The organism is Bacillus sp. FSL K6-1366 (assembly GCF_037976695.1).
Classification (GTDB): Bacteria; Bacillota; Bacilli; order Bacillales; family Bacillaceae; genus Bacillus; species Bacillus subtilis.
On record NZ_CP150268.1, the window covers coordinates 1008982 to 1033646 of the forward strand.

Here is a 24665-nt window from a genome sequence, read left to right on the forward strand (position 1 = left end):
TTCTATGTTTTCATTTTGTTCCTTATCAATAAGGTGTATCGTGTAACTCTCTGCTGCTGGAGCGAGGATACATGAAAACAAAATGTGCATGGTCGAATAGAGCAGACGGTTTTTATTTTCCACAAAAATAAAACCAAAGGAGGAGTCACATTATGGCTCGCTATACAGGTCCATCTTGGAAACTGTCCCGCCGTCTAGGAATCTCTCTTAGCGGTACAGGAAAAGAATTAGAAAAACGCCCTTACGCTCCAGGTCCACACGGCCCAGGACAACGTAAAAAATTATCAGAATACGGTTTGCAATTGCAAGAAAAGCAAAAGCTTCGTCACATGTACGGTGTAAACGAACGTCAATTCCGCACTTTGTTTGACAAAGCTGGCAAACTAGCTGGTAAACACGGTGAAAACTTCATGATTCTTTTAGATTCTCGTCTTGATAACGTTGTGTACAAGCTAGGTTTAGCACGTACTCGCCGTCAAGCTCGCCAATTGGTTAACCACGGTCACATTCTTGTAGACGGAAGCCGCGTTGACATCCCGTCTTACCTAGTGAAACCTGGTCAAACAATCGGTGTTCGCGAAAAATCAAGAAACCTTTCTATCATCAAAGAATCTGTTGAAGTGAACAACTTCGTTCCTGAATACCTTACTTTCGACGCTGAAAAGCTTGAAGGTACTTTCACTCGTCTTCCTGAGCGTTCTGAACTTGCTCCGGAAATTAACGAAGCGCTTATCGTTGAGTTCTACTCTCGTTAATCGTTTTAAAAACCCCTGCCGCTATGCGGTCGGGGTTTTTTTATCGTCTGTTTCGTCATTCGCCTCTTGCTGGCCAACACTATCTTGCGCCTGCTGCTCCCAATGATCCCGCTGCAGCCGTTCTTTTGCAATCGTACACATGAGATTCACGCTTTAGCGCTCCTTTCATTTAAAAGGTGGTGATTGGTCGTGTTTGCCCTATCTAATATACTCTTTTCCTTTCATTCCTATGCGGTAAACAAAAAGATCCTTTGCCGTCAGTGGCAAAGGATCTTTTTCTTATTTATACGTCACAAGGAAGTATTTTTTCTTCCCGCGGCGCAGAACAGTAAATTGATTTTCGATACGGTCTTCAGCTGACAGGGTATAATTTATTTCCGTCTGGCGTTCACCGTTAATGTAAACAGCTCCGTTTTGGATGTCTTCACGCGCTTGGCGTTTAGAAGGAGATAATTTAGATTGCACCAACACATCTACAAGTGAAAGCTCTTGGGTGCTGTCAACTTCCATAGAAGGAACATCTTTAAAGCCTACTTTTACGTCTTGAGCAGAAAGCTCTTTAATATTGCCGCTGAACAGCGCTTGGGAGATGTTGATGGCTTGCTCCAGCGCCTCGCGTCCGTGAACAAGTGATGTCACTTCTTCTGCCAGGCGTTTTTGCGCTTCACGTTTTTCTGGCGCCGTTTCTGTTTTTTCAGCGTATGCTTCAATTTCCTCTTTTGAAAGGAACGTGAAGTATTTCAAGTATTTGACAACGTCACGGTCGTCTGTGTTGATCCAGAATTGATAGAATTCATATGGCGATGTTTTTTCTTTATCAAGCCAGATCGCGCCGCCTTCCGTTTTTCCGAACTTCGTGCCGTCTGCTTTTGTGACAAGCGGAATCGTTAGGCCGAACGCTTTTGCTCCTTCTTCTTCTGATTTTCTGATCAGTTCAAGACCCGCTGTGATGTTGCCCCACTGATCGCTTCCGCCGATTTGCAGTTTACAGTTTTTGTCTCTGTAAAGATTTAAGAAATCATAAGATTGAAGAATCATGTAGCTGAATTCCGTGTACGAGATGCCGGATTCAATTCTTGAGCTGACCGTATCTTTTGCCAGCATGTAATTGATGCCGAAATTTTTACCAACGTCACGAAGGAAATCGATCACATTCATTTTGCCGATCCAGTCAAAGTTGTTCGCGATGACAGCTGGGTTTTCTGCTGCTTCAAAATCTAGAAATCTGGACAGCTGGTTTTTGATTTTTTGGGACCATTCGGATACGATGTCAGCAGTGTTTAATGTACGCTCTGCTTTTTTTCCGCTTGGATCACCGATGAGGCCCGTCGCGCCGCCCACAAGCGCAATCGGATGATGCCCTGCAAGCTGAAAACGGCGAAGTGTTAAAATAGGCAGCAGGTGTCCGATATGCAAGCTGTCTGCTGTAGGGTCAAAGCCTGAGTACAAGCGGATTTTTTCTTCATTCAGCTGTTTATTTAACCCTTCTTCATCTGTCATTTGCTGAATCAATCCGCGGAAGGATAAGTCTTCAAGTAAGTTAGTCATAAGATAAAGCTCCTTTTTTAATTAAAATAAAAAACGCCCCTTCGTTTACACGAAGGGACGATTGATTATCGCGGTACCACCCTACTAATAAGAGAATGCAAACATTCGTCTTATCACTTTGCCTGATAACGGATCAGGTCCGTTCTTTCACTACTGAAAGCCTGGCCGGCTTTGTTTGCAAAAGCGGTTCATGAGTGTATTCGATATATCCGTCTGTGCTGATTTTCACCGGCCATCAGCTCTCTGGAACGTAAGGATATTCTACTTGTCTCAATCTTTACCTTTTCATATGAAGCTATATCATTTTTAACATAAATAAAATCCTGTGTCAACGCCGCCTTTTAATCCTCCATTGTTGACAGATCTCCAGCCGGCAGATTAAGCTCCCATGCCTTCAGCACGCGCCTCATGATCTTTCCGCTTCTGGTTTTCGGAAGCTTATCTTTAAATTCGATCTCACGCGGAGCCGCATGGGCTGCAAGACCCTGCTTTACAAATAGGCGGATCTCTTCTTTCAGTTTATCAGACGGCTCAAATCCTTCCCTGAGTGCAATAAAGGCTTTAATGATTTCTCCACGCACCGGGTCAGGCTTTCCGATAACGCCTGCTTCTGCAATAGCCGGATGTTCGACAAGCTTGCTTTCCACTTCAAATGGGCCGACGCGCTCACCGGAGGTCATGATGACGTCATCAACTCTGCCTTGGAACCAAAAGTATCCCTCTTCATCCATGTAAGCAGAATCCCCAGACACATACCAGCCGCCCGGCATGAAATACGATTCATACTTTTCAGGGTTATTCCAAATGGTATGCATCATGGAAGGCCAGCCCTTTTTGATGGCGAGATTGCCCATTCGGTACGGCGGTAGCTCGTTGCCTTGATTGTCAACGATCGCTGCCTCCACTCCTGGAATCGGCTTACCCATTGAACCCGGTTTAATATCCATGCAAGGATAGTTGCAGATGAGCTGACTGCCCGTTTCGGTCATCCACCAGGTATCATGGATTCGTTTGTTAAAAACTTTATGTCCCCATCTGATGACTTCCGGATTTAGCGGCTCACCGACACTGAGCACATGCCGGAGTGAAGTTAGATCATATTTCGCAGCCATTTCATCTCCCGCTCCCATCAGCATCCGAAAAGCTGTCGGCGCGCTGTACCAGACATTGACGCCAAGCTGTTCAATCGTTCCATACCAGCTTTCCGGGCTGAAACGTCCGCCGACGATGACATTTGTCGCTCCGTTCAGCCACGGTGCAAAAATGCCGTATACCGTACCTGTCACCCAGCCTGGATCAGCCGTGCACCAATAAATGTCTTCTTCCTTTAAATCAAGGACCCACTTTCCTGTTTGATATTGCTGAATCATCGCTTCATGGACATGCAACACGCCCTTTGGCGTACCAGTGGAACCTGATGTATAGTGAAGCAGAAAGCCGTCTTTTTTATCCATCCATTCGATATCCAATCTTGTGCTTTCCTGTTTCGCTGCTTCATCATAATTGATGATATTCGTGCCGCTCTCAGCCTCTCCCCCGACTACGAAGACATGCTGCAAGTGAGGCAGTTTGTCTACCGGTATTCTCTCCAGCAGCTCAGGCGTTGTGACAACAACCTTTGCCTCACTGTTTTCAAGCCGGTCTTTCACCGCTCCCTCCATAAATGCTTCGAACAGCGGCCCGGCGATGGCGCCAATTTTGATTGCGCCAAGCATAATAAAATAAAGCTCGGGTGATCTCGGCATAAAAATAAAAACGCGGTCCCCTTTTTCCACATTTCCATACCGTCTCAGCACATTCCCGGCTCTGTTTGATTCTTCCTTCATTTCTTTAAATGTGTATTTTTCATCCCGTTTTGCGTCTTTATAATAAAGCGCTACTTTGTTTTTTCGAAACGATTCGGCATGGCGGTCAATCGCTTCATACGCCGCATTCAGTTTCCCTGTCTCATGCCAAGAGAAATGTTTCTCCGCCTCGGCCCAATCAAAATGCCGGTACGTTTCTTCATAGTTTTTTAAGTTATGATCCCCCTCTATTGCTGGTAACGCTTTCAAATTCATGCCCAAACATCCCCCTTTGCTGAAGTTGTCACAATTATTATAGTATATATTCATATTCTTCTCAATTTTTAAAATATAAACCATGTTGAAAACGCTTTATAATTTGGTATTCTTAAAGAAGGCATGTATTTTTGATAAGAATTGATGGGACGGTGAATTAGTGGAACATCATAAAACATACCATTCAGCAAACATCAAAACAGCAACCGGCTCTTTACTGATAGAAGGGCCTGTCTCTCCAGAGGATTTGGCAGGTTATGAGTTTCATAAAGATTTAACCGCATTTCGCCCGCCTCGCGAGCAGCATGAAGCGCTAGTCGACATTGCAGGCCTTCCCGAAGGGCGCATTATTATTGCCAGAGACGGCCGAACCATTGTCGGCTATGTCACGTATTTATATCCTGACCCGCTCGAAAGATGGTCTGAAGGAAATATGGAGGATTTGATTGAGCTCGGAGCCATCGAAGTAGCGCCGGACTATCGGGGATGCGCTGTCGGAAAGACGCTCCTGACCGTCAGCATGATGGATGAACAAATGGAAAACTACATTGTGATGACGACAGAATATTACTGGCATTGGGATTTAAAAGGGATGAAAAAAGATGTGTGGGAATACAGAAAGATCATGGAAAAGATGATGAATGCAGGCGGATTGGTCTGGTTTGCAACGGATGAGCCGGAGATCAGCTCCCACCCTGCAAACTGTCTGATGGCCCGCATTGGAAAAAACGTCAGCCAAGAATCAATTGAGCAATTTGACAGGCTCCGTTTTTATCATCGTTATATGTATTAACTGACACTGACAAAGGGGAAAAAATAATGATTGTTGAGCAAATCATGAAAAGAGATGTCATTACATTAACGAAGACGGATACGCTTGAAACAGCAATATGCAAACTGAAGGAATTCCATATCAGGCATCTGCCTGTTGTAGATGAAGAACGACACGTGATCGGCATGATTACAGACAGAGACATGAAACAGGCCAGCCCGAGTATTTTTGAAGAAAACAAACGAAGCCTATTTCTCACACGAAGCGTAGATTCAATTATGAAAAAGGATGTTGTCTGCGCCCACCCGTTAGATTTTGTCGAAGAAATATCAGCCGTGTTCTACGAGCATGGCATCGGCTGCCTACCAGTGGTACACCATCAAAAATTAATAGGCATTTTAACAAAAACCGATTTGCTGCGGACGTTTGTCAAATTGACAGGCGCTGACCAGCCGGGCTCGCAAATTGAGATAAAAGTAAACGACATCACCAAAAGCCTCGCTGAGATCAGCAGTCTTTGCCAAGACCTTCAAGTGAAAATATTAAGCGTGCTTGTTTATCCGCATGACGATCCCGGTGTAAAAGTGCTTGTCTTCCGTGTAAAAACGATGAATCCGCTGCCGTTTTTGCAGGCATTACAAAGAAATGGACACCACGTCGTATGGCCGTCAGAGCAAAGGGATCTGCTATGAGAGACAGTGTATTTATCTATTCTCCATCCTACCAAACCTATATGTTTCATCAGGAGCATCCCTTTAATCAGCAGCGGGTTCTGTTAACATATGATTTGCTTAAGACGATCAATGCCTTTGATGATGGAGACATTGTCACCCCCAGACTCGCTTCAGAAGAGGAGCTTTCCCTTGTCCACACGGACGATTACATTCAGGCCGTAAAGCTTGCGGGCGCCGGAAAGCTTCCCGCTGAAGAAGGAGAAAGCTACGGGCTCGGCACTGAAGACACACCCGTCTTTGCCGGCATGCACGAAGCGGCATCACTCTTGGTCGGCGGCACTTTAACGGCCGCAGACTGGGTCATGTCAGGACAAGCCCTGCATGCGGCAAACCTTGGGGGAGGGCTTCATCATGGCTTTCGCGGGAGAGCATCAGGGTTCTGCATATACAACGACAGCGCTGTGGCGATTCAATATATCCAGAAAAAATATAGCGCCAGAGTGCTTTATATTGATACGGACGCCCACCACGGGGACGGTGTGCAATTTACATTTTACGATAATCCTGACGTATGCACGCTGTCCATTCATGAAACAGGAAGGTATTTATTCCCTGGAACCGGTCAGATCCAAGAAAAAGGCAGCGGAAAAGGATATGGCTATTCCTTTAATATTCCGCTTGACGCTTTTACAGAGGATGATTCTTTTCTTGAGGCTTACCGGACAGCAGCTTCAGAAGTCGCCGCGTATTTCGAGCCCGATGTCATTATCAGCCAAAACGGCGCCGATGCCCATTACTACGACCCGCTGACGCATTTATCAGCAACAATCAATATATACGAAGAAATCCCCCGTCTTGCACACACTTTGGCTCATCAATATTGCGGAGGGAAATGGATTGCAGTCGGAGGCGGCGGATATGATATTTGGCGTGTCGTGCCCCGCGCCTGGGCCAGAATATGGCTTGAAATGAAGGGAATTGATCCGGGACACGAGATCCCGCCGGAATGGATTGCTAAATGGCAAAAACAATGCCCCGTGGCCCTTCCGTCGAGCTGGAGCGATCCGGCTGATTTATATCCTCCGATTCCCCGCAAGCCTGAAATCACAGAAAAAAATGCCCAAACTGTCAGCAAAGCATTATATGCGATACGTTCTGAACAGCAAAGAACAAAGTAAAAAACGACCTTTACGAAGAGGTCGTTTTTTATTTTTTAATCACTATTTCCACACGCCGATTTTCCTTCATGTGTTCATTTGTCTTGTTATCCTTTACTGGCTTTGTATCCGCATAACCGACAGCAATAAAGCGCTTGGAGGGAAGCTTCTCTTTAGACGTGAAGTATTGAATAACCCCACTTGCCCGTGCTGCTGATAGCTCCCAATTCGACGGGTATCGGTATGTCGAAATGTTTCGGCTGTCTGTATGCCCCTCCACCTGAATGTCATTTGGAATTGTTTGAAGAAGAACGGCAATTTGGTGAAGAAGTGTTTCGGCATTTTTCAGCACCTTTGCCTCACCTGTATCAAACAGCACAGCCTCCTGAAGAACGAGCACGACACCGCGTTCATCCCGTTTGGCTGTCATTTGGGCCTTCAAATGATTGTCTTTTATATATGTATTTACTTTCTTGAGAAGCTGATCCTGCTGATCCTCTTGCTTCTTCGTATCAGATGGGGATGTATTCTTTTTTTCTATGGATGTTTGGTCCGGCTGAAGCCCGTTGCCTTCCTTCTGGATCGAGTCCACTGCCGCTTTAAATTTTTGCAGATCAATTTGGGACATCGAAAAGAGTAAAATAAAGAACACAAGGATCAAGGTGATCAAATCTGTAAAGGTTACCATCCAGCTGGATGAAGATTGACTGTTTTTTCCGCTTCCATTCCTTCTTTCAAAACGTTCTCTTCTAAGCTTCATGTACAGATCCCTTTTTTGTTTTTACTTGTTTTGGCTGCTTCTGCCATTCTTCCCGTGAGCTGAAAACGACCAGCTGGCTTTCAAGGTTGCGCGGGTTTTTTCCGGATTGAACACCGATAATCCCTTCCACCATTACATGCTTGATAAAAATTTCACTTTCTGTTTTCTCTTCAAGCTTAGCCGCAATCGGGTTGAAGACCATATTTGCCAGTAATGAACCATATAAAGTCGTCAGAAGCGCAATGGCCATGTTTGGTCCGAGCATATGCGGGTCATTTAAGTTTTTAAGCATCAGCACAAGCCCGACGAGTGTTCCGATCATTCCCCACGCCGGAGCGAATTCTCCCGCTTTTTCAAAAACTCGCCGCCCTTTGCGGTGCCGTTCCTCCATTGCTGCGATTTCTGAATCCATGACGAGCCGAATCGTTTCTTCATCCCAGCCGTCAATCGCTAAAAGCAGCCCTTTTTTCAAGAATGGATCTTTGATTTCCCGAGCCTGATCATCCAATGATAAAAGCCCGTGTTTTCGCGCGTGATCGGAAAGGGAAACAAAGGTTTTCACAAGATCTTTCACATTGTCTTCCTGGCGGATGAATGCCTGCTTTAATACAGAGGGCGCTTTTTTCAGCTCTCTTGGCGGAAAACTGATAAAAACAGCGGCGCAAAGTCCCCCTGTTACGATGAAGAAAGAGGTCAGATCAAGAAAAGAGCGGAAACCGCTTACTCCCGATCCTGAAATAATCCCGATAACAATAATAATCGTTCCTAACACAAATCCAACAGGTGTAAGATAATCAAAACGTTTCATCATTTCTCCCCATGAAAAAAGCAAGAATTCACCATAAAGGTGAAGCTTGCTCTTTGTTTTTCTTATGACTTGGTTGACTTTCTAAGCTCTATACGGTGCGGCAGTTCGACGATATGCTCTTCAACCGGCTCTTTATTCATGAGCTTCGTCAGCAGTCTCATCGCAACGGCGCCGATATCATATGTCGGCTGAACAACTGTTGAAAGCTGAGGACGAACCATGAGGCTTAATCTTGTATTATCAAAACCGATAATGTCGAGATCCTCCGGAATGGATAAGCCCTGATCCTGAGCGGCATGGATAATGCCGAGTGCCATTTCATCAGTTGCAGAAAGAATGGCTGTCGGTTTTTTATCCAGGCTCATCAGATGCTGCAGTGCTTCGAGTCCGGAATCATATGTGTAATCCCCTTCAGCTACAAATTGTTCATTAAACGGAAGGTTCGCTTCTTCAAGCGCACGTTTGTAGCCTTGGAGTTTTTTCGAACGGTTGATCGGTTCTGCCATTGGTCCGGAAACGAACGCGATGTCTGTATGTCCTTTATCAACCAAAAGCTTCACGGCATCATAAATCGCCTGTTCGTAATCGATAGCGACTGACGGTGTTTCCTCCTGCTCTTCTACAGAAGCGGCAAGTACAATCGGCACTGGAGAACGCTTAAATTCCGCCACATGCTCGTCCGTAATGTTTCCGCCCATAAACACGATGCCGTCCACTTGTTTGCCGAGCATTGTGTTTAACAAGTGCAGCTCTTTCTCCATGTTTTGGTCAGAGTTGCTCAAAATAATATTGTATTTATACATTGTCGCGATATCTTCAATTCCGCGCGCAAGCTCTGAATAGAAAATGCTTGAGATATCGGGAATGATGACACCTACAGTTGTTGTTTTTTTACTTGCCAGCCCTCTTGCCACCGCGTTTGGACGGTAACCGAGACGTTCAATGGCTTCCAAGACTTTTTTTCTCGTTGTCGGTTTTACATTCGGGTTGCCGTTCACGACACGGGAAACGGTTGCCATGCTTACATTAGCTTCTCTCGCTACATCGTAGATCGTAATATTGCTCATCCTAAAACCACTCCTTTTACTGGATACACTTATCCTTATCTATAGCATAAACACTTTATGTAGAGAAATGTCATAATGTCCGAATTTATGTCGTTTATGATTTGTAAGCGTAAGTCAGTAGTGTACATTATTTTTCATTATTCATCAAATTTAATTACTTCTCATGAAATTATACACGTTTTTATAGATGATGAAAACGTATACTTGGTTTTTATAACTAAATAAACGAGAAAGCATAAAAAAAGGCCGCAGGCGCGGCCTTTTGGATTGTTCAATTAAGCGTTGACTTTCACCATTGGCTTCAGTTCATTCAGCCATTTTTCGAATTCAGGAATCGCCATTTGCTGAGCAGAGTCAGAAAGTGCGACTGACGGATCAGGGTGAACCTCAGCCATTACGCCATCAGCACCGATCGCTAAAGCGGCTTTAGCTGTCGGAAGCAAGAGGTCACGGCGGCCTGTTGAATGCGTAACATCAACAAAGACTGGCAAATGCGTTTCTTGTTTCAAAATCGGCACAGCTGAAATATCCAGCGTGTTTCTCGTTGCTGTTTCATATGTTCTGATTCCGCGCTCACAAAGGATAATTTGGTCATTTCCTTGTGACATGATGTATTCAGCAGCATTGATGAATTCAGAGATCGTTGCAGCAAGACCGCGCTTCAGAAGCACTGGCTTTTTCACGGCGCCGGCCGCTTTCAGCAATTCGAAGTTTTGCATGTTGCGCGCTCCGATTTGAATGACATCAATGTAGTCCAGCGCTTCTTCGATATGAGCCGGAGTTACGATTTCACTGATAACCGCCAGATCAAATTCATCCGCTACACGTTTTAAAATTTGAAGGCCTTCAACACCAAGCCCTTGGAAATCGTATGGGCTCGTACGAGGCTTAAAGGCTCCACCGCGCAAAATTTTAATCCCTTGTTTTTTCGCAGCTGCAGCGACTTCAGCTACCTGCTCATAGCTCTCTACCGCACATGGGCCGACAATGAATCTTTGCTGGCCGTCTCCGATTTTTTCGCCTTTGATATCAACAATTGTATCTTCAGGTTTTTTCTTGCGGGAGACAAGCAGCGCTTTGCTGTGATCTTCTTCCTGAAGCTCTAAACCGGCTTTGAATATCTCTTTAAAAATGTGCTGGATGGTTGAATTTTCGAACGGCCCGTCATTGTTTTCAATGATATTGTTTAACATTGTGCGTTCTCTGACAGGGTCAAATCGGTTGACACCCTGTGCTTCCTTCGCTTTACCGATCTCTTTTACAACATTGCCGCGTTCGTTGATTAATTTTAAAATTTGTAGGTTTAATTCGTCTGCTTTCTGCCTTAAAAGCTCTAACTCTGTGTTGCTCATTTTTTTCATCCTTTCCCTGCACATTCATTTTTTATTTTGTAGTTATCATGCATCTTACTATAAGTAATTCCAAATGGAAATACTGAAATACAAAAAATTTTATAAAAACTCTACTTTATTACCCAAACGCTTTTAAGTGATAAAGTAATCTATGAAGCTATCCTACATGATGTGAGGGCAATGTTCAAGGGTTTTTTACAAAAAAAAGCGCCAGATGATATCTGGACGCTTTTTTCTATGACAAATGCTGCTCAATAGCGGCTTCTGTAATTTGTGAATGTGAGGTATGCCATTTCACTTCACCGTTCTGGATGATGAATATCTGAGGGCTTTCATGCTTGACCCCATATGTTTCTGCAATGAAATTGGACAGCGGCCGGGCTTCTTGTACTTGAAGATAGTAAGCCGGCACATCCTCATGCTGATTTGCAAAGGCATCAAACTCATGAAATGCTGCCTGGCTGATCGGGCATGTGGTGCTGTGTTTAAAGAAGACGAAAACGCCTTCCTGTTCTGCAATCCGTTTAAATTCTTCCTCAGATTGAATAAGCTGTTTAGCCATGACTCAAGCTCTTCCTTCCCTGCTCAGCGATTCAACTGCTCAGCCTGTTTTTGTGCATCTTTCAGTTCGTCTTTTACATCTTCTTTCGTCTGGAGGACTTGATCTTTTGTTTCATCAGCTGCCTGCATCGCTTCTTCCCTCATATCTTGCATTGCAGTCGATGAATCCGTTTTGTCAGATTTGGAACGGTCTCTCAAATCCTTTACCTTGTTCATGATCTGTCCAGACTGATCCGCTACAAGCTGTGTGATGTTGGAAGTTTTGTCTTTTGCGATGCTGACATATTGCGTGCCTTTTTCCTTCGCATCTGCCGTCATTTTATCAGTTTTGTCCCGTAAGGCAACAGCCTGGCTGCCGAGATCGTCGCGAAGTTCTTTGCCTGATTTAGGCGCTAGAAAAAGAGCTGTAGTGGCACCGATGATTCCCCCGATTAAAGTTCCGATTAAAAAATCTTTACTATTAATTCCATCTTTGCTCATCATTATTCCTCCTCTTAGTATTTTTTTCTCTTACAGGGCTGATTTTTTCTTTTGCTTCCATTTCTCCCAAATTTCCATTGCTGCTTGACTCCAAGTGACAACTTGATTGATCTTATCTTGATTCTCTCTAACTGATGCCGATACAGACCCTGCCGCTTGTTTCATGGATGTATTGAACTGCTGTACAGAAGCTCCCACTCCTTGAACAGCATGAACGACCGTGTTCAGCTTTTCTGATTTTTCCTGAATATCTTCAGCCAGGCGGTTGGTCTTATGTAAAAGCTCGGCTGTTTCAGTTGTGATGCCCTTCATTTGTCCCTCCAGCCCTTCAAGAGTGGATGCGACGTTTTTTAGTGTCAGCTGCAGTGACTTCAATGTTTTAGACAAGTAGATCACTAATACGAGAAATGCAACTGCGATGAGTGCAACGCTCAAATAAAGAATAATAATCATCTCAAACCTCCTTGCTGCAGGATATACTGCTGTTTACCCGTTTTCTTCAATCATAAACATGTGTACTGGGCTGTATACATACTATTCTCCGTTATGTAAGAAAATCCTTTAATAAGCTTTTCCATCAGATAAATAAAAAGCAGTGAGATCACTGCTTTTTATTATGCCATGACGTTTTCGTAGGCTCTCATATATTTTTGGATATCTCCTGCTCCCATGAAGATGAGAACGGCTTTATCATGAGCTTTTAAAACAGATGTGTCATCTTCTTCAATCAGCTTGGCATTATGAATTTTTCCCTGGAGATCGCCGATCGTCAGCTTTCCGGCATTCTCACGGGCTGAGCCGAAAATATCGCATAAATACACACAGTCAGCGCCGCTCAGGCTTTCTGCAAATTCGTCAAGAAACTGTTGCGTCCGTGTAAATGTATGAGGCTGAAATACCGCGACAATTTCCCGATCTGGATACTTCTGTCTTGCCGCCTCGATTGTCACTTTTATTTCTGTCGGATGATGGGCATAGTCATCAATCAGCACTTGATCCCCAAGCTGCTTCTCATTGAATCTGCGTTTGACGCCCCCAAAGGATTTGAGAGCATGCTTAATGATGCTGGAATCAATTTCTTCATAATGGCATAACGCAATGACCGCCAATGAGTTTAATACATTGTGGTGGCCGTACGCAGGAATATAAAACGTATCATAGAACGTATTGCGGACAAAGACATCAAAAGTTGTCCCTTCCGTGCTTTTTACGATGTTTCTGGCTTGAAAATCATTTTCTTCCCCCGTGCCGTAATACACAACCGGGACGTTTGCATGGATTTTCGGCAGATGCTCATCGTCTCCGCAGGCAATAATGCCTTTGTTGACTTGAAGAGCCATCTCTTGGAAAGCGTCAAATACATCGTCAATGCTTGAAAAGTAATCAGGGTGATCAAAATCAATATTCGTCATAATCGCATAATCTGGCTGATAGCTTAAGAAATGGCGGCGGTATTCGCACGCTTCAAACACAAAGTATTCGCTGTTTTCATTTCCCTGGCCTGTTCCGTCTCCGATTAAGAAAGACGTCGGTTTTGCGTTTTGGATCACGTGAGCCAGCAGACCCGTAGTCGACGTTTTGCCGTGTGCGCCCGTAACGGCAACACTCGTGAATTTTTTCATGTAGTCGCCTAAAAACTTATGATAACGTATCACCGGAATTCCCTCAGACATCGCTTTTTCTATCTCAGGATGCGTGTCTGGGAATGCGTTTCCGGCGATGACTGTCATGCCGGGTTTAATATTTTCCGCGCTAAAAGGAAGAATCGTAATATTTCTTTTTTCAAGCGCTGTTTGCGTAAAAATAAATTTTTCGATATCCGATCCTTGGACAGTATATCCATTATCATGAAGTATTTGGGCAAGCGGACTCATACCGGTCCCTTTTATTCCAACAAAATGATAAACAGTCATAATTGTACCTCCAACAAACGTCTATCTGTTCCCCAGTATATGACGCTCATTTCAATTTGCGACCGCGGCGGCTGAAAAGCCTCCCTTAGCGGCGTATTTTATATGTTTTGTTATGTTTAGTATCAGGTTATTTCTTTCCGATTAAACCCAGATATCAAGATTTGTCTATGCACAGCTGCTGTAAAGCGGCATAGCTGTTAAATGCTCTAAACACTATCATATCATGTTTGGTGTGAAAATGAACCCATATTATTCGTTTATTAAATCACTTGCTGTGATCAGCACCTCTCGAGGCTTGCTTCCTTTTGCCTCAGAGATCATGCCTTCCGCTTCCATCATGTCGATCAGCCTTGCCGCACGATTGTAACCGATTCTGAATCTTCTTTGCAGGCTTGAAGTGCTCGCACTGTTTTGCTCTACAACAAACTCACACGCTTCGTAAAACAGTTCATCCTCTTCTTTCAGGGCTGATCCTTGTCTTACGAGCTCTTCTTGTTCAAATAAATAGGTCGGCGGCATTTGGCTTCTGACGTGGGAAACGACGCGGTCGATTTCCCGGTCTGACACAAAGTTACCTTGCAGACGTACCGGTTTTCCCGATCCGTTTTCCAAAAAGAGCATATCCCCTTTTCCGAGAAGCTTTTCTGCACCGGCTATGTCAATAATTGTTCGGGAATCAACCTGGCTTGAGACAGAAAAGGCGATTCTCGTCGGGATATTCGCCTTAATCAGACCTGTTATGACATCGACTGACGGACGCTGAGTTGCGACGAGAAGATGGATACCGCACGCTCTGGCTTTTTGGGCGATCCGCGCAATGCTTTCTTCCACATCGTTTGGAGCCACCATCATCAAATCTGCAAGCTCATCAATAATGACAACTAAATATGGCAGCTTTTCACCCATTTGGTGTTCAGCGGTTAATTGATTAAAGCGGTCAATATCGCGGACACCTGAATGGGCAAAAAGCTCATAGCGTCGCTCCATTTCCTCAACGACCCATTTCAAAGCAGCTGTAGCCGCTTTAGCGTCAGTAATGACCGGGCTGACGAGGTGAGGAATTTTATTGTAAGGGGCCAGCTCTACCATTTTCGGATCAATCAGCAGCACCTTTACCTCACTCGGGTCAGCTTTATAAAGCAGGCTGACTAATATTGTATTGATGCATACGCTTTTTCCGGAGCCTGTAGCGCCGGCAATCAAGCCATGCGGCATTTTCTTCAAGTCGATAACAACAGGATTTCCTGAAATATCTAATCCCAGCGCAGCTGTGAGCGGTGACTTGCTTGTCCTGAAAGCTGAGCTGCGAATCATTTGGCGCAAATCAACCACCTTGCTCGTGCGGTTCGGCACTTCAATTCCGATCGTGTTTTTCCCCGGAATCGGCGCTTCAATCCGAATATCTCTCGCTGAGAGACTGAGTTTAATATCATCGGACAAGTTGGTGATTTTATTCACCTTTACACCTGGTTCAGGATGCACTTCAAATCTCGTGACAGACGGACCCTGGGTTACATGGACCACATTGGCGCGGACATTGAAGTTTTTCAAGGTCAAATCAAGAAGCTGACGCTGTTCTTCGATCCACGCAGTATCATCTTGAACCTGCGCTGGCGGGACATCAAGCAGTGCAACATTCGGAAATACATAGCTGCCGCGGCGCTCCTCTGCTTTTTGCTGTTTATGCGTATCTCTTTTCAGCATCATCACATTAAAAGGAACGGATGGCCCTTTTTGAGAAGATGCGCTTTGTTCAGTCCTTTTCTCCTGTACATCAGGCCTTTTTTTCGGCTCTTCTGAAGCTTCGCGAGGTTTGTCTGCGCGAATTCCCTGCCGATTTTCAAGAGTTGCAGAAAACGATTTGGAACCCTGCTCCATGTGTTCAGTTTTCTCAAGCTCTGTATGGCTGTCTGGCTGAACATCTATCTTCGTTTCCTGAGCCTCTCCCAGGGTGTCATAATGATTATTTATTATGCTTTCTGATGGCTCTTCTGATTCTTTTGCCACAGTTTCTGCTTGAGCCAGAGCCTCTGATGAATACTCATGATCAGTCAATAAAGGCTCTTCCTGACGAATTTCCATTTGTTCTTCTTGAACGAACGGGGACTCAGCACCTTCTGCCGCGTTTTCATGATGATTGTATACTGGGCTGTCTGACGGCTCTTTTGCTTTTTCATCCTCAGATACTGCCGCTGTCTGAGATTCAGGAGCTGTTTGCTCTTCATCAAGTTCAGCGGAGAAAACAGGCTCTTCAAATTTCTCTGACTGCTGCTCCCTTTGTTCTTCCTTAGCCGTTGCAGGCTCTTCGCGGCCTACTTCACTGTCTGAAAGCCCTTCAGCCGCCGTATCTGTGAGCATCTCAGGCGGTGTTTGCTCTTCGGCATGTTCAGCTGGGAAGGAAGGCTCCTCTTTTTCCGGCTGTTGAACGCCTGACTCAAATGGCACTTTGTTACCTGACGGCTCGGCTGGCCGTTTCGCCAGCGCCTCATCATGCTCCGTATCCTTTCTGTTTAAAACGCCAGAAGGCTGTTTTTCAAATTGGGTATCCGGGAAGAAAGGACTTTCTTTTTTGGAATGCGCCTGTGTGTCTGAAGCAGGATAGCCGCGTTCACGTTCGATCTCTTCTGACAGCAGTGTTACCTTCTCTTTTACCGATTTATCCGGTTCGTTCAATGTTTCAGAAGGCTTTTTCGGCACATCCTTTTTAACAGATGGTTTTTGATTGAATCCATAGACAGGCGAAGGGATATTTGTCGGTTTAAACGGTTTCTTCGCCGGCTCTGCTGCTTGATATGTATGCTGCTCTTCTTCATTTCTGGGACGCTCTCTGTAAGGTGCAGCACTTGGACGAGGCGCGGATTTCGGTTCGTCCGATGGTGTGCGGCGCCTTCTCAGGTCATGATTTTTGTATCCGTCAGGCACGACTGGAAAACGGAATTTGCCTTTTGGATATTCATAATATATTTTAGGATCTTCCAATCTTTTTAATTGTCCTTCAGGATGATGTACCTCTTGTTGCTGCGGAATTTGAGCGGGTTTTGTCTCCCGTTCAGCATCCTCTTCGCTTTCGCCTAAAAACAAATCAAAAAATTTATGAAGCCAACTCATAATTTATCTCTAACTCCCTTATAGTTTTCTGGGACGGTTTTTAGTATACCACTGCTGGTCGGCCCAGAAAAGATTAAGCTATCAGCAGAAACAAAGCCGCTAAACAAGGGCTTAGCGGCTTTTCACATGATTCGTTTTTTTTGGCGGATTTATGGGAGTCTAAAACTGAAATGCGTCTCCCGCCTCATAGTCTCCTTCTAACACAAGGATTCCTTTTTCAGCAGGGGCATCCGGCAAATCAAGCTCTTTCGCTGAGCAGATCATCCCGCTTGACGGAACGCCGCGAAGCTCTGCATCCTTAATGACAAGTCCGCTAGGCATCACAGCACCGACTTTGGCAACGACAACTTTTTGGCCTTGGTCAACGTTAGGCGCGCCACAGACGATCTGAAGCGTTTCTTCTCCTACGTTGACTTTACATACGCTTAATTTATCCGCATTCGGATGTTTTTCTTTTGATTCTACATACCCCACAACAAACTTCGGAGATAAATCAACGACTAATGTTTCTTCAACGCCGTTTCTGTTTAAAATCTCATTCACATCTTGCACGAATGTTTCTGAGAGCGCAACAGGGCCGTTTTCATCAATGGTCAAGTAAGAAGACGCGTTGAAAATGTTGAAGCCCGTTGTTTCTTTTGTTTCGTTATTGAAAATTTTGACGACATCGCCGTGTTTTTCATAGCCTAATTGTTCGCGTGTCACATCTTGAAGAGAGATCAGGAGCGTGTCTCCCACACCTTCTTTATTATAAAAAGCGTTCATAAGTAAAAATCCTTTCTAATCCTTTTTCGGACGGCTTTTCGCCAGGATAAACACCGGTTCCAGCTTTCCTTCATTGTACAAAAATGAAAGGGCGGTAATCGGGACGGTGCCGCCTGCAAAGAAGCTCATCGACATTTGTCCTAGAATATCATACCCCGATTCATTCCGGATGTCAGCAAGAATCAAAACGTCCTGATGAGGAACAGAGATCGCCAGCTCCCCTTCTGCATGCTGCTTATACTCATTTAAGATCGCTTCGTTCAAAATCCGGCTTGCATCGTATCCGTCGTTTGCCCTGAAGAAATAAAAGTAATTGCCGGCAACCGTATCCTCTTTGACAACCGTCGGCAGGGAACGGAGATTAAATGCGGCCGTCTCTCTGATCCGCTCTTTTGTCCAGTTTTCTTTCTCAAGCATGCGCTGGTCAATTAAACGGTAGGTTTTCCCGAGATCTAGCGCGTAATAAATTCTTGTCTCTGCGGTATGATCGTCATAAATGAGCGGGATATCTTCGCTGGACTTGTCCGGGAAGGAAGTCGAGCGGATGACCGGATAAATGCGAGTTTCTTTCCCGGTCATTTCCTGAGCCTTCCCTTCCATTGCCGTCATCGCTTCGGAGACATAGTACACGATCTCATCAATGGCTTCGTCTTTTTTCAGTTCCCATTTTGCAATAATCGGCGGCAAATCGAGTGTAATCCCTTTTTTAGTCGTTTGATCCTCAACACGGAGGGTGTCTTTTTCTCTGTCAAACAGAAAGGAGCGATTCTCGTGCTGAAGGCGCTGCTTCAGTATATCTGACAGCTTCCTTGAGGTCATTTTCAAACCGATGTCCTCCTTTACGCTTTAGCGAGAGAGTCTGTTAAAAACTGTTCAATTTCTTCTTTTGTTTTGCGGTCTTTGCTCACAAAACGATTTACTTCTTTTCCTTCATTAAACACCACAAAGCTTGGGATTCCGTAAATTTCCCACTCTGCACATGTATCAATGAATTTGTCACGGTCTACGTAGTAGTAGGTGAATTCAGGAAAATTCGCTTCCAGTTCAGGCAGGAAAGGCTCTACAAAACGGCAATCCGGGCACCAATCGGCAGAAAACATAAATACAGCCCAATCATCCTGTACCGCTTTTTCCAACTCTTGAGTTGATTCAATTTTTTTCATTTCATATCCCTCCAGTTGTTTAAGTTCTTACATGTTTTTTATCGATACTCGTCCATTTGGATCATACCAAACTGCTTGAGGCAAAACCACTTATATGCAACGAATGAATATGTAAGATTGGCTTTCCCATTATCATTATCATATTTTATTTGCATTATCAAGCTCGTTTCGTTTAACATCGTGTACATGAGGGTAAAATTTACAGATGGACATACATAAGGAGGGATTTTTATATGGAGTTTATCGTCTATCTAGCAGGAGAAATCCACAGCAATTGGCGCGAGGAAATTAAAGAAAAAACAAAATCACTGAAGCTCCCGATTACGTTTGTTGGCCCGATGGAGAATCATGACCGCTCAGACAATATTGGTGAAGAAATTATGGGCGTACAGCCAAATGCCGTTTTAAAGGATGACAAAGCCTCTGACATCAACAACTTCAGAACCGCCGTCCTGATGAATAAAGCAGACTTTGTGATCGCCCTGTTTGGCGAAAAGTACAAACAGTGGAACACGGCAATGGATGCATCATATGCGATCGCAAAAGGAAAACCCCTGATTATCATCCGGCCGGAATCGCTCCACCATCCTTTAAAAGAGCTTTCCAATAAAGCGAATATTACGGTTGAAACCGTTAACCAAGCCATTAAGGCCCTTTCCTATCTATTTGAAACAGAATAAGAAAAAAGCTTGTCGATCCGGGCTTACTGCTCGTTCAACAAGCTTTTATGAAACCTACATATTTTCTTTAATCGCATCCACTGTCTGCTTATCGCAGGCTGTTACAAGTTTGATGAGCATTTCTTTAGCAGCAGCATAATCATCAATATGAATGATAGAAGCGTTTGTATGAATATAGCGGGAACATATTCCGATAACCGCTGACGGCACACCGCTGTTCGAAATATGAACCTTGCCTGCGTCTGTTCCCCCGCCGGATACAAAATATTGATATGGAATATCATGCGTTTCAGCCATATCAAGAACGAATTCCCTCATTCCGCGATGCATGACTGTCGTTCTGTCAAGAATGCGCAGCAAAAAGCCTTTTCCAAGCTGGCCGAATTCATTTTTGTCTCCGCTCATATCGTTTGCCGGGCTGGCGTCAAGGGCGAAAAACAAGTCCGGTTTAATCATATGAGAAGCCGTCTGCGCGCCCCTTAGCCCTACTTCTTCCTGAACCGTTGCACCCGCATAGAGTGTATTCGGAAGCTCTTTACCGTGTAATTCCTTCAGAAGTTCAATGCTTAAGCCGCATCCATATCTGTTATCCCATGCTTTTGATAAAATTTTCTTTTCATTCGCCATCGTCGTAAATGGACAAACAGGCACGATCTGCTGTCCCGGTTTAATGCCAATTTTGATGGCGTCTTCCTTATCATCCGCTCCAATGTCGATCATCATGTTCTTGATATCCATCGGACGGTTTCGCTGCGCATCTGTCAATAAATGCGGCGGTATGCTTGAAATCACACCCGGAACCGGCCCGTTATCTGTTTGAATTTCAACCCGCTGCGCAAGCAAAACTTGGCTCCACCAGCCTCCGAGCGTCTGGAATCTGAGCAGCCCGTTGTCTGTAATGGATGTCACCATGAAGCCGACTTCGTCCATGTGCCCGGCTACCATAATTCTCGGTGCGTCCTCTGCGCCTTGTCTGACTCCGAAAACACTTCCCAGTCTGTCCTGAACGATGTCATCGGCATATTTGGCTAGCTCCTGCTTCATAAAAGCACGAACCTGATGCTCATTGCCCGGCGCGCCGGGAAGCTGCGTCAGTGTTTGGAAAAGCGCTTTCGTTTCTTGATTCATGTTTTCCCCTCATTTCTATGTAGTCCTTTTATTTTATTAGAAACAATGAAGTTTTCCAAGCACCCTGACCGAATCTGCTCGATCAGCCGCGTATTGCTTAACAGGATTTGGCTGTTTCTGTATAATGAAAAGTACGATCAACCAGGAGGTGCTTTATTTTGAAATTGCGTCATCTTCTTTTAGGAGCAGGACTTGGAATTTGTACGGCTGTCGTTGTGAAACAATATGTGATGAAGCCTTATATTTCTTCAGAAAAAGCGCTTCGAATTGTAAAGTCTGCTTTTAAGCAGCGGGGCCCGATTGACGGATCATGGATTTACACCCAGCCGGAGCCCTACAATATTAACGGAGAAACGGTACAGGTATACAAAACCGGCATTACACGATCAGCTTTCGGAGAATTAGAACAGTATGAAGTCATGGTGGATGCGAAAACAGGAGAAATTGTTGATGTCATTGATACAATCGCCTCTTAACACCGGACAAGCAAAAAATAGAAGCCGCTGCCTATGCAGCGGCTCTTTTTTATTATATCGCGCGAATCGGTTTGTATACCGGATACCACATCGCATCCTGCACTGCCTGTATAATGTCTTCAGGCTCTTCCGTAGCGACGCCTTCCTCCATTGCGGTTTTTGCAACTTCAACAGCAACGGTTGCCGAAACAGTGCGCAAATCTTCAACTTTTGGAAGCATCGGCGCGCCAGGCACCCCGACATTGACCATACCTGCGATTGCCCGGGCACATGCTTCAAACATGCCGTCGGTAATTAATTTTGATTTGGTAACAATCGTTCCAAGACCGAGACCAGGGAAGACAAGCGCGTTGTTTGCCTGCCCGATATGATACGTAACTCCGTTATATTCAACTGGCGGGAACGGGCTTCCTGTCGTGATCAGCGCACGGCCTTCTGTCCATTCGATTAAATCCTCCGGCTTTGCTTCAGAAAGAGTTGTCGGATTTGACATTGGCAAAATCGCCGGCCGTTTCACATGTGACGCCATTTCTTTTACAATTTCTTCAGTGAAAGCGCCGGAAACTGTAGATGTGCCGATCAGGATCGTCGGTTTCGCCTGCCGGACCACTTCAAGAAGATCAATGCCTCCGCCGTCTCCGTTCCGCTGATAATCCTTCACTTCATCAGCCGAACGAGTATACGGCTTTTGGAAATCAAGAAGCTGATCCATATCATCTGTTAACAGCCCGTTTCTGTCTATGCACCAGAAGCGCTTGTATGATTCTTCTTCACTCAGTCCCTCGCGCACCAAAGCTTCCCGCAGCTGTTCGGCAATTCCGATTCCTGCCGTTCCCGCTCCGAATATAACAACTCTGTGATCTCTCAGCGGAACTTTAGACGCTTTTGCACAGGATAAGACTGCGGCCAAAGAAACAGCGCCAGTTCCTTGGATATCATCATTGAAGGTACACACTTTATCTTTATAGCGTTTCAAAATGCTTCGCGCGTTTTTCGCCCCGAAATCCTCCCAATGCAGCAATGCATTCGGAAATGTTTCTCTCGCAAGCGCAACGTAGTCGTCAATAAATTGGTCATAGCGTTCTCCGCGCACTCTAGAATGCTGGTTGCCGACATAAAGCGGATCGTTCAAGAGGCTCTCCTGATTTGTCCCCGCATCTAAAACAACAGCCAGCACTCTGCTCGGATCAATGCCCGCAGCCGCTGTATAAACCGCCAGCTTGCCAATAGAAATTGCGATTCCTCCGACGCCCCAGTCACCGATTCCTAAAATTCCTTCCGCATCAGTTGCAACAATTAAATCGATCGTATCGCTTTGATCTTTATACTGTTTAAAAGCTTCTTTCATACCGTCCGGGTCATCGATTGACAGATAGAGCCCTCGTGGTTTTCTGTATTCATGGCTGTATCTCTGGATTGCCGTTCCGACTGTCGGTGTGTAGACAATCGGGAGCATTTCCCCTAAATGGTCATTTAACAGGCGGTAAAACAGCGTTTCATTCCGATCGTGCAGCGCCGTTAAATAGACATTTTTGCTCAAATCGTCAGGCTGTGCGGAATATTGTTCATACGCTCTTTTCGCCTGATCATCAATTGTTAATACCTTAGGCGGCAGAAAGCCTTTTAAACCAAGTTCTTTTCTTTCTTCCTCAGTAAAAGCAACACCTTTGTTCAAAAAAGGAACAGAGAGCACTTCAAGGCCTCTTAATGTTGTTTGAATGTCTCCTTCGTTTGTTACTCTGAATTGTTTCACCCTGCCTCTTCCTTTCTGAGCATAATTAGTACTAGGTTTGCATTATTAGCCGGAAAACATGCAGGGTAAACATAAAAATATGCTATCGCTTCATTCGGTTAACTGACTTTTTGATGCTTCCGTCCTCCTCCCATTGAAGAGCGCGATACTCGGCATCATGGTAAAAAATAAACCAAGCGTCTTTTTCTGCTGCGAACGCCTGCCATTTCTGCTTTTGCGGGATAGAGGTCATCGGATAATCATCGTAAGCCAGCACCCATAGCGGATTGCGGTGGGCATGTGTCGGCATCAGATCTGCCATATGTACGGCAGTTTCACCCGCATCCTCGCATAGCAGGACACTGTGTCCGTCGCTATGGCCTCCGGTGTGATGCATTGTAATACCCTCCGTGATCGTTAAGGTGTCTTCAAAGGTTTTGACTTGGCCAGCTACAGCCTCCCAATTTTCTTTCCAATACGTATTTTTCGACCTGATATTCGGATGGCGCATTTCATCCCATTCAACAGCTGATGTATAAATCACTGCATTCGGAAAGACAGAGACGAGCCGTTCACCTTCATATTCCGTTAAACCGCATGCATGATCAAAATGAAGGTGTGTCATTGCGATCACATCTATATCGGCAACCGTTAATCCGAGTGCAGCTAATGATGGCTTCACATTCGACTCTTGTGTCACGCCATAGTTTCGTTTTTGTTTATCAGTCAGCTTGCCGGACCCAATTCCGGCGTCAACGATGATATTGAGCCCATCCTTTTGAATCAAAATAGGGTCTGTCCTTAGTTCAATCTGGTTTTTTTCATTGACTGGATATTTTTTAGACCAAAGCGGCTTTGGCACAACGCCGAACATGGCGCCTCCGTCCATATGCGTCACGCCTCCGTCAAGCCAGGTCAACGTGATGTTTCCAATTTTCATTGTTTCCATTTTCATCCCCCCTGTCATCATGGTAGCAAACGGCCCATAAAAAAAACAGACTCCTGTCAGAGTCTGTCTTTACGTTCTCCATTCAACCTCAGCCCGATAGATCGGCTGGCCGAGTGCAGAGAATTTTTCTTCATATTCTGTCATAATATTGCCTTCCAGATTGCTGTTATGCAAATCGAGACTGACGTATGTCAGCAGGAGGCCGTACTCAGAGAAGCTCTTCAAAGAGTACTCAAATAAACCTCGGTTGTCCGTTTTAAAATGAATCGATCCGCCTTTGCCCATTACTTCTTCATATTTTTTGAGGAAGTGGGAATATGTCAGGCGGCGTTTTTCATGCCGTTTCTTCGGCCAAGGATCAGAAAAGTTCAAGTAGACCCGTTTCACTTCCCCCGGCTCAAACACATCCGTCAGCGTGTCCGCATCTATATTCAGAAGCTTTACATTCTGCGCTTCGCTGTCTTTTACTTTTTGGACGGCTGTCACGATGACGCTTTTAAATAACTCAATACCAATATAATTGATGTCGGGATTTTGTTTGGCCATACCAGAAATAAATTGGCCTTTTCCTGTACCAACCTCGATATGGATCGGATTGTCGTTGCCAAACACTGTGTTCCATTTCCCTTTATAATCAGCAGGATTGCTGATGGCAATATCTGCGTTTTCAGCCAAAAAGTCATCAGCCCAAGGCTTGTGGCGCATTCTCATATGATTGACACCTCTATCTATTATTTCGACTAACAACATACCATGA

At 44.9% G+C, this 24665-nt stretch carries 26 protein-coding genes and 1 other annotated feature; of the genes, 6 read left to right on the top strand and 20 right to left on the bottom strand.

The genetic code is table 11. The annotated features are described in order from the left end of the window. Positions 1 to 152 precede the first annotated feature (152 nt). Complete coding sequence (gene rpsD / locus MHI44_RS05430; protein WP_003229304.1) at positions 153 to 755, top strand: 30S ribosomal protein S4; 603 nt, start codon at positions 153 to 155, stop codon at positions 753 to 755. Positions 756 to 776: 21 nt separating this feature from the next. Here the strand turns inward: rpsD and MHI44_RS05435 are convergent, their stop codons facing one another. The 3 genes from MHI44_RS05435 to acsA all read right to left on the bottom strand — a co-directional run bounded on the left by MHI44_RS05435 (position 777) and on the right by acsA (position 4363). Beyond that, entirely contained in the window at positions 777 to 905 is a 129-nt protein-coding gene (locus MHI44_RS05435) for a hypothetical protein (protein ID WP_032722349.1), read from the bottom strand. 129 nt (positions 906 to 1034) lie between these two features. Then, on the bottom strand, positions 1035 to 2303 hold the full coding sequence (gene tyrS / locus MHI44_RS05440; RefSeq protein WP_014480566.1) for a tyrosine--tRNA ligase: 1269 nt from the start codon (positions 2301 to 2303) through the stop codon (positions 1035 to 1037). 50 nt (positions 2304 to 2353) lie between these two features. Further along, positions 2354 to 2590: a binding site (T-box leader), on the bottom strand. Between the two features lie 54 nt (positions 2591 to 2644). Beyond that, positions 2645 to 4363 (bottom strand): acetate--CoA ligase, encoded by a 1719-nt coding sequence (gene acsA / locus MHI44_RS05445; protein WP_004399030.1) that lies wholly within the window; start codon positions 4361 to 4363, stop codon positions 2645 to 2647. Between the two features lie 160 nt (positions 4364 to 4523). On the opposite strand from acsA, the gene acuA reads away from it, so the two are divergent. From acuA to MHI44_RS05460, 3 genes are read left to right on the top strand one after another with little or no spacing between them, the layout of a single operon-like run. After that, positions 4524 to 5156 (top strand): acetoin utilization protein acetyltransferase AcuA, encoded by a 633-nt coding sequence (acuA, locus tag MHI44_RS05450; protein WP_003229296.1) that lies wholly within the window; start codon positions 4524 to 4526, stop codon positions 5154 to 5156. A gap of 26 nt (positions 5157 to 5182) precedes the next feature. Then, a complete protein-coding gene (locus tag MHI44_RS05455; protein ID WP_003229294.1) occupies positions 5183 to 5827 on the top strand; it encodes an acetoin utilization AcuB family protein in 645 nt (214 codons plus the stop codon). Next, on the top strand, positions 5824 to 6987 hold the full coding sequence (locus tag MHI44_RS05460; RefSeq protein WP_015251447.1) for an acetoin utilization protein AcuC: 1164 nt from the start codon (positions 5824 to 5826) through the stop codon (positions 6985 to 6987). Before MHI44_RS05455 ends, MHI44_RS05460 begins: the two co-directional genes overlap by 4 nt. Before the next feature lie 28 nt (positions 6988 to 7015). On the opposite strand, the gene motS is transcribed toward MHI44_RS05460, so the two are convergent. The 13 genes from motS to MHI44_RS05525 all read right to left on the bottom strand — a co-directional run bounded on the left by motS (position 7016) and on the right by MHI44_RS05525 (position 19098). Continuing rightward, positions 7016 to 7726, bottom strand: a complete 711-nt coding sequence (gene motS / locus MHI44_RS05465; RefSeq protein WP_131227844.1) for a flagellar motor protein MotS — start codon at positions 7724 to 7726, stop codon at positions 7016 to 7018. After that, positions 7716 to 8534, bottom strand: coding sequence for a flagellar motor protein MotP (motP, locus tag MHI44_RS05470; RefSeq protein WP_305090977.1), 819 nt, complete (start codon positions 8532 to 8534; stop codon positions 7716 to 7718). Before motP ends, motS begins: the two co-directional genes overlap by 11 nt. A gap of 62 nt (positions 8535 to 8596) precedes the next feature. Next, positions 8597 to 9601 (bottom strand): catabolite control protein A, encoded by a 1005-nt coding sequence (gene ccpA, locus MHI44_RS05475; protein ID WP_003229285.1) that lies wholly within the window; start codon positions 9599 to 9601, stop codon positions 8597 to 8599. Positions 9602 to 9876: 275 nt separating this feature from the next. Then, positions 9877 to 10953: a bifunctional 3-deoxy-7-phosphoheptulonate synthase/chorismate mutase gene (locus MHI44_RS05480; RefSeq protein ID WP_003223454.1), complete on the bottom strand. Its 1077-nt coding sequence runs from the start codon at positions 10951 to 10953 to the stop codon at positions 9877 to 9879. 235 nt (positions 10954 to 11188) lie between these two features. Then, a complete protein-coding gene (gene ytxJ / locus MHI44_RS05485) occupies positions 11189 to 11515 on the bottom strand; it encodes a bacillithiol system redox-active protein YtxJ (RefSeq protein WP_015251445.1) in 327 nt (108 codons plus the stop codon). Positions 11516 to 11538: 23 nt separating this feature from the next. Then, a complete protein-coding gene (locus MHI44_RS05490; RefSeq protein ID WP_004398549.1) occupies positions 11539 to 11994 on the bottom strand; it encodes a YtxH domain-containing protein in 456 nt (151 codons plus the stop codon). 30 nt (positions 11995 to 12024) lie between these two features. Continuing rightward, the gene (locus MHI44_RS05495; protein ID WP_003229276.1) at positions 12025 to 12447 is read right to left on the bottom strand and encodes a DUF948 domain-containing protein; all 423 of its coding nucleotides are present in this window, start codon (positions 12445 to 12447) and stop codon (positions 12025 to 12027) included. A 161-nt stretch (positions 12448 to 12608) separates the two neighbouring features. Next, complete coding sequence (gene murC / locus MHI44_RS05500; RefSeq protein ID WP_003229274.1) at positions 12609 to 13907, bottom strand: UDP-N-acetylmuramate--L-alanine ligase; 1299 nt, start codon at positions 13905 to 13907, stop codon at positions 12609 to 12611. A gap of 249 nt (positions 13908 to 14156) precedes the next feature. Beyond that, positions 14157 to 17015, bottom strand: coding sequence for a DNA translocase SftA (gene sftA / locus MHI44_RS05505; protein WP_227057875.1), 2859 nt, complete (start codon positions 17013 to 17015; stop codon positions 14157 to 14159). Positions 17016 to 17174: 159 nt separating this feature from the next. Next, positions 17175 to 17780 (bottom strand): YtpR family tRNA-binding protein, encoded by a 606-nt coding sequence (gene ytpR, locus MHI44_RS05510; RefSeq protein WP_003229269.1) that lies wholly within the window; start codon positions 17778 to 17780, stop codon positions 17175 to 17177. A 15-nt stretch (positions 17781 to 17795) separates the two neighbouring features. Next, positions 17796 to 18605, bottom strand: coding sequence for a DUF1444 domain-containing protein (locus MHI44_RS05515; protein WP_009967991.1), 810 nt, complete (start codon positions 18603 to 18605; stop codon positions 17796 to 17798). A 14-nt stretch (positions 18606 to 18619) separates the two neighbouring features. Then, positions 18620 to 18943, bottom strand: coding sequence for a thioredoxin family protein (locus tag MHI44_RS05520; RefSeq protein ID WP_024572891.1), 324 nt, complete (start codon positions 18941 to 18943; stop codon positions 18620 to 18622). Positions 18944 to 18981: 38 nt separating this feature from the next. Beyond that, positions 18982 to 19098 carry a hypothetical protein gene (locus tag MHI44_RS05525; protein ID WP_004399150.1) on the bottom strand — a complete coding sequence of 39 codons (117 nt, stop codon included), beginning with the start codon at positions 19096 to 19098 and terminating at the stop codon, positions 18982 to 18984. A 78-nt stretch (positions 19099 to 19176) separates the two neighbouring features. On the opposite strand from MHI44_RS05525, the gene MHI44_RS05530 reads away from it, so the two are divergent. Continuing rightward, positions 19177 to 19623, top strand: a complete 447-nt coding sequence (locus MHI44_RS05530) for a YtoQ family protein (RefSeq protein ID WP_003229263.1) — start codon at positions 19177 to 19179, stop codon at positions 19621 to 19623. A gap of 54 nt (positions 19624 to 19677) precedes the next feature. Here the strand turns inward: MHI44_RS05530 and MHI44_RS05535 are convergent, their stop codons facing one another. Next, positions 19678 to 20751, bottom strand: a complete 1074-nt coding sequence (locus MHI44_RS05535) for a M42 family metallopeptidase (RefSeq protein WP_339203073.1) — start codon at positions 20749 to 20751, stop codon at positions 19678 to 19680. Positions 20752 to 20909: 158 nt separating this feature from the next. Between MHI44_RS05535 and MHI44_RS05540 the strand changes: the two genes are divergently transcribed. Continuing rightward, entirely contained in the window at positions 20910 to 21227 is a 318-nt protein-coding gene (locus MHI44_RS05540; RefSeq protein ID WP_014477682.1) for a PepSY domain-containing protein, read from the top strand. A gap of 52 nt (positions 21228 to 21279) precedes the next feature. Here the strand turns inward: MHI44_RS05540 and MHI44_RS05545 are convergent, their stop codons facing one another. The 3 genes from MHI44_RS05545 to trmB form a co-directional block, all read right to left on the bottom strand. Then, a complete protein-coding gene (locus MHI44_RS05545) occupies positions 21280 to 22980 on the bottom strand; it encodes an NAD-dependent malic enzyme (protein WP_110109460.1) in 1701 nt (566 codons plus the stop codon). Between the two features lie 82 nt (positions 22981 to 23062). Beyond that, on the bottom strand, positions 23063 to 23908 hold the full coding sequence (locus tag MHI44_RS05550; protein ID WP_339203075.1) for an MBL fold metallo-hydrolase: 846 nt from the start codon (positions 23906 to 23908) through the stop codon (positions 23063 to 23065). A 69-nt stretch (positions 23909 to 23977) separates the two neighbouring features. Next, positions 23978 to 24619, bottom strand: coding sequence for a tRNA (guanosine(46)-N7)-methyltransferase TrmB (trmB, locus tag MHI44_RS05555; protein ID WP_004398646.1), 642 nt, complete (start codon positions 24617 to 24619; stop codon positions 23978 to 23980). Positions 24620 to 24665 lie beyond the last annotated feature (46 nt).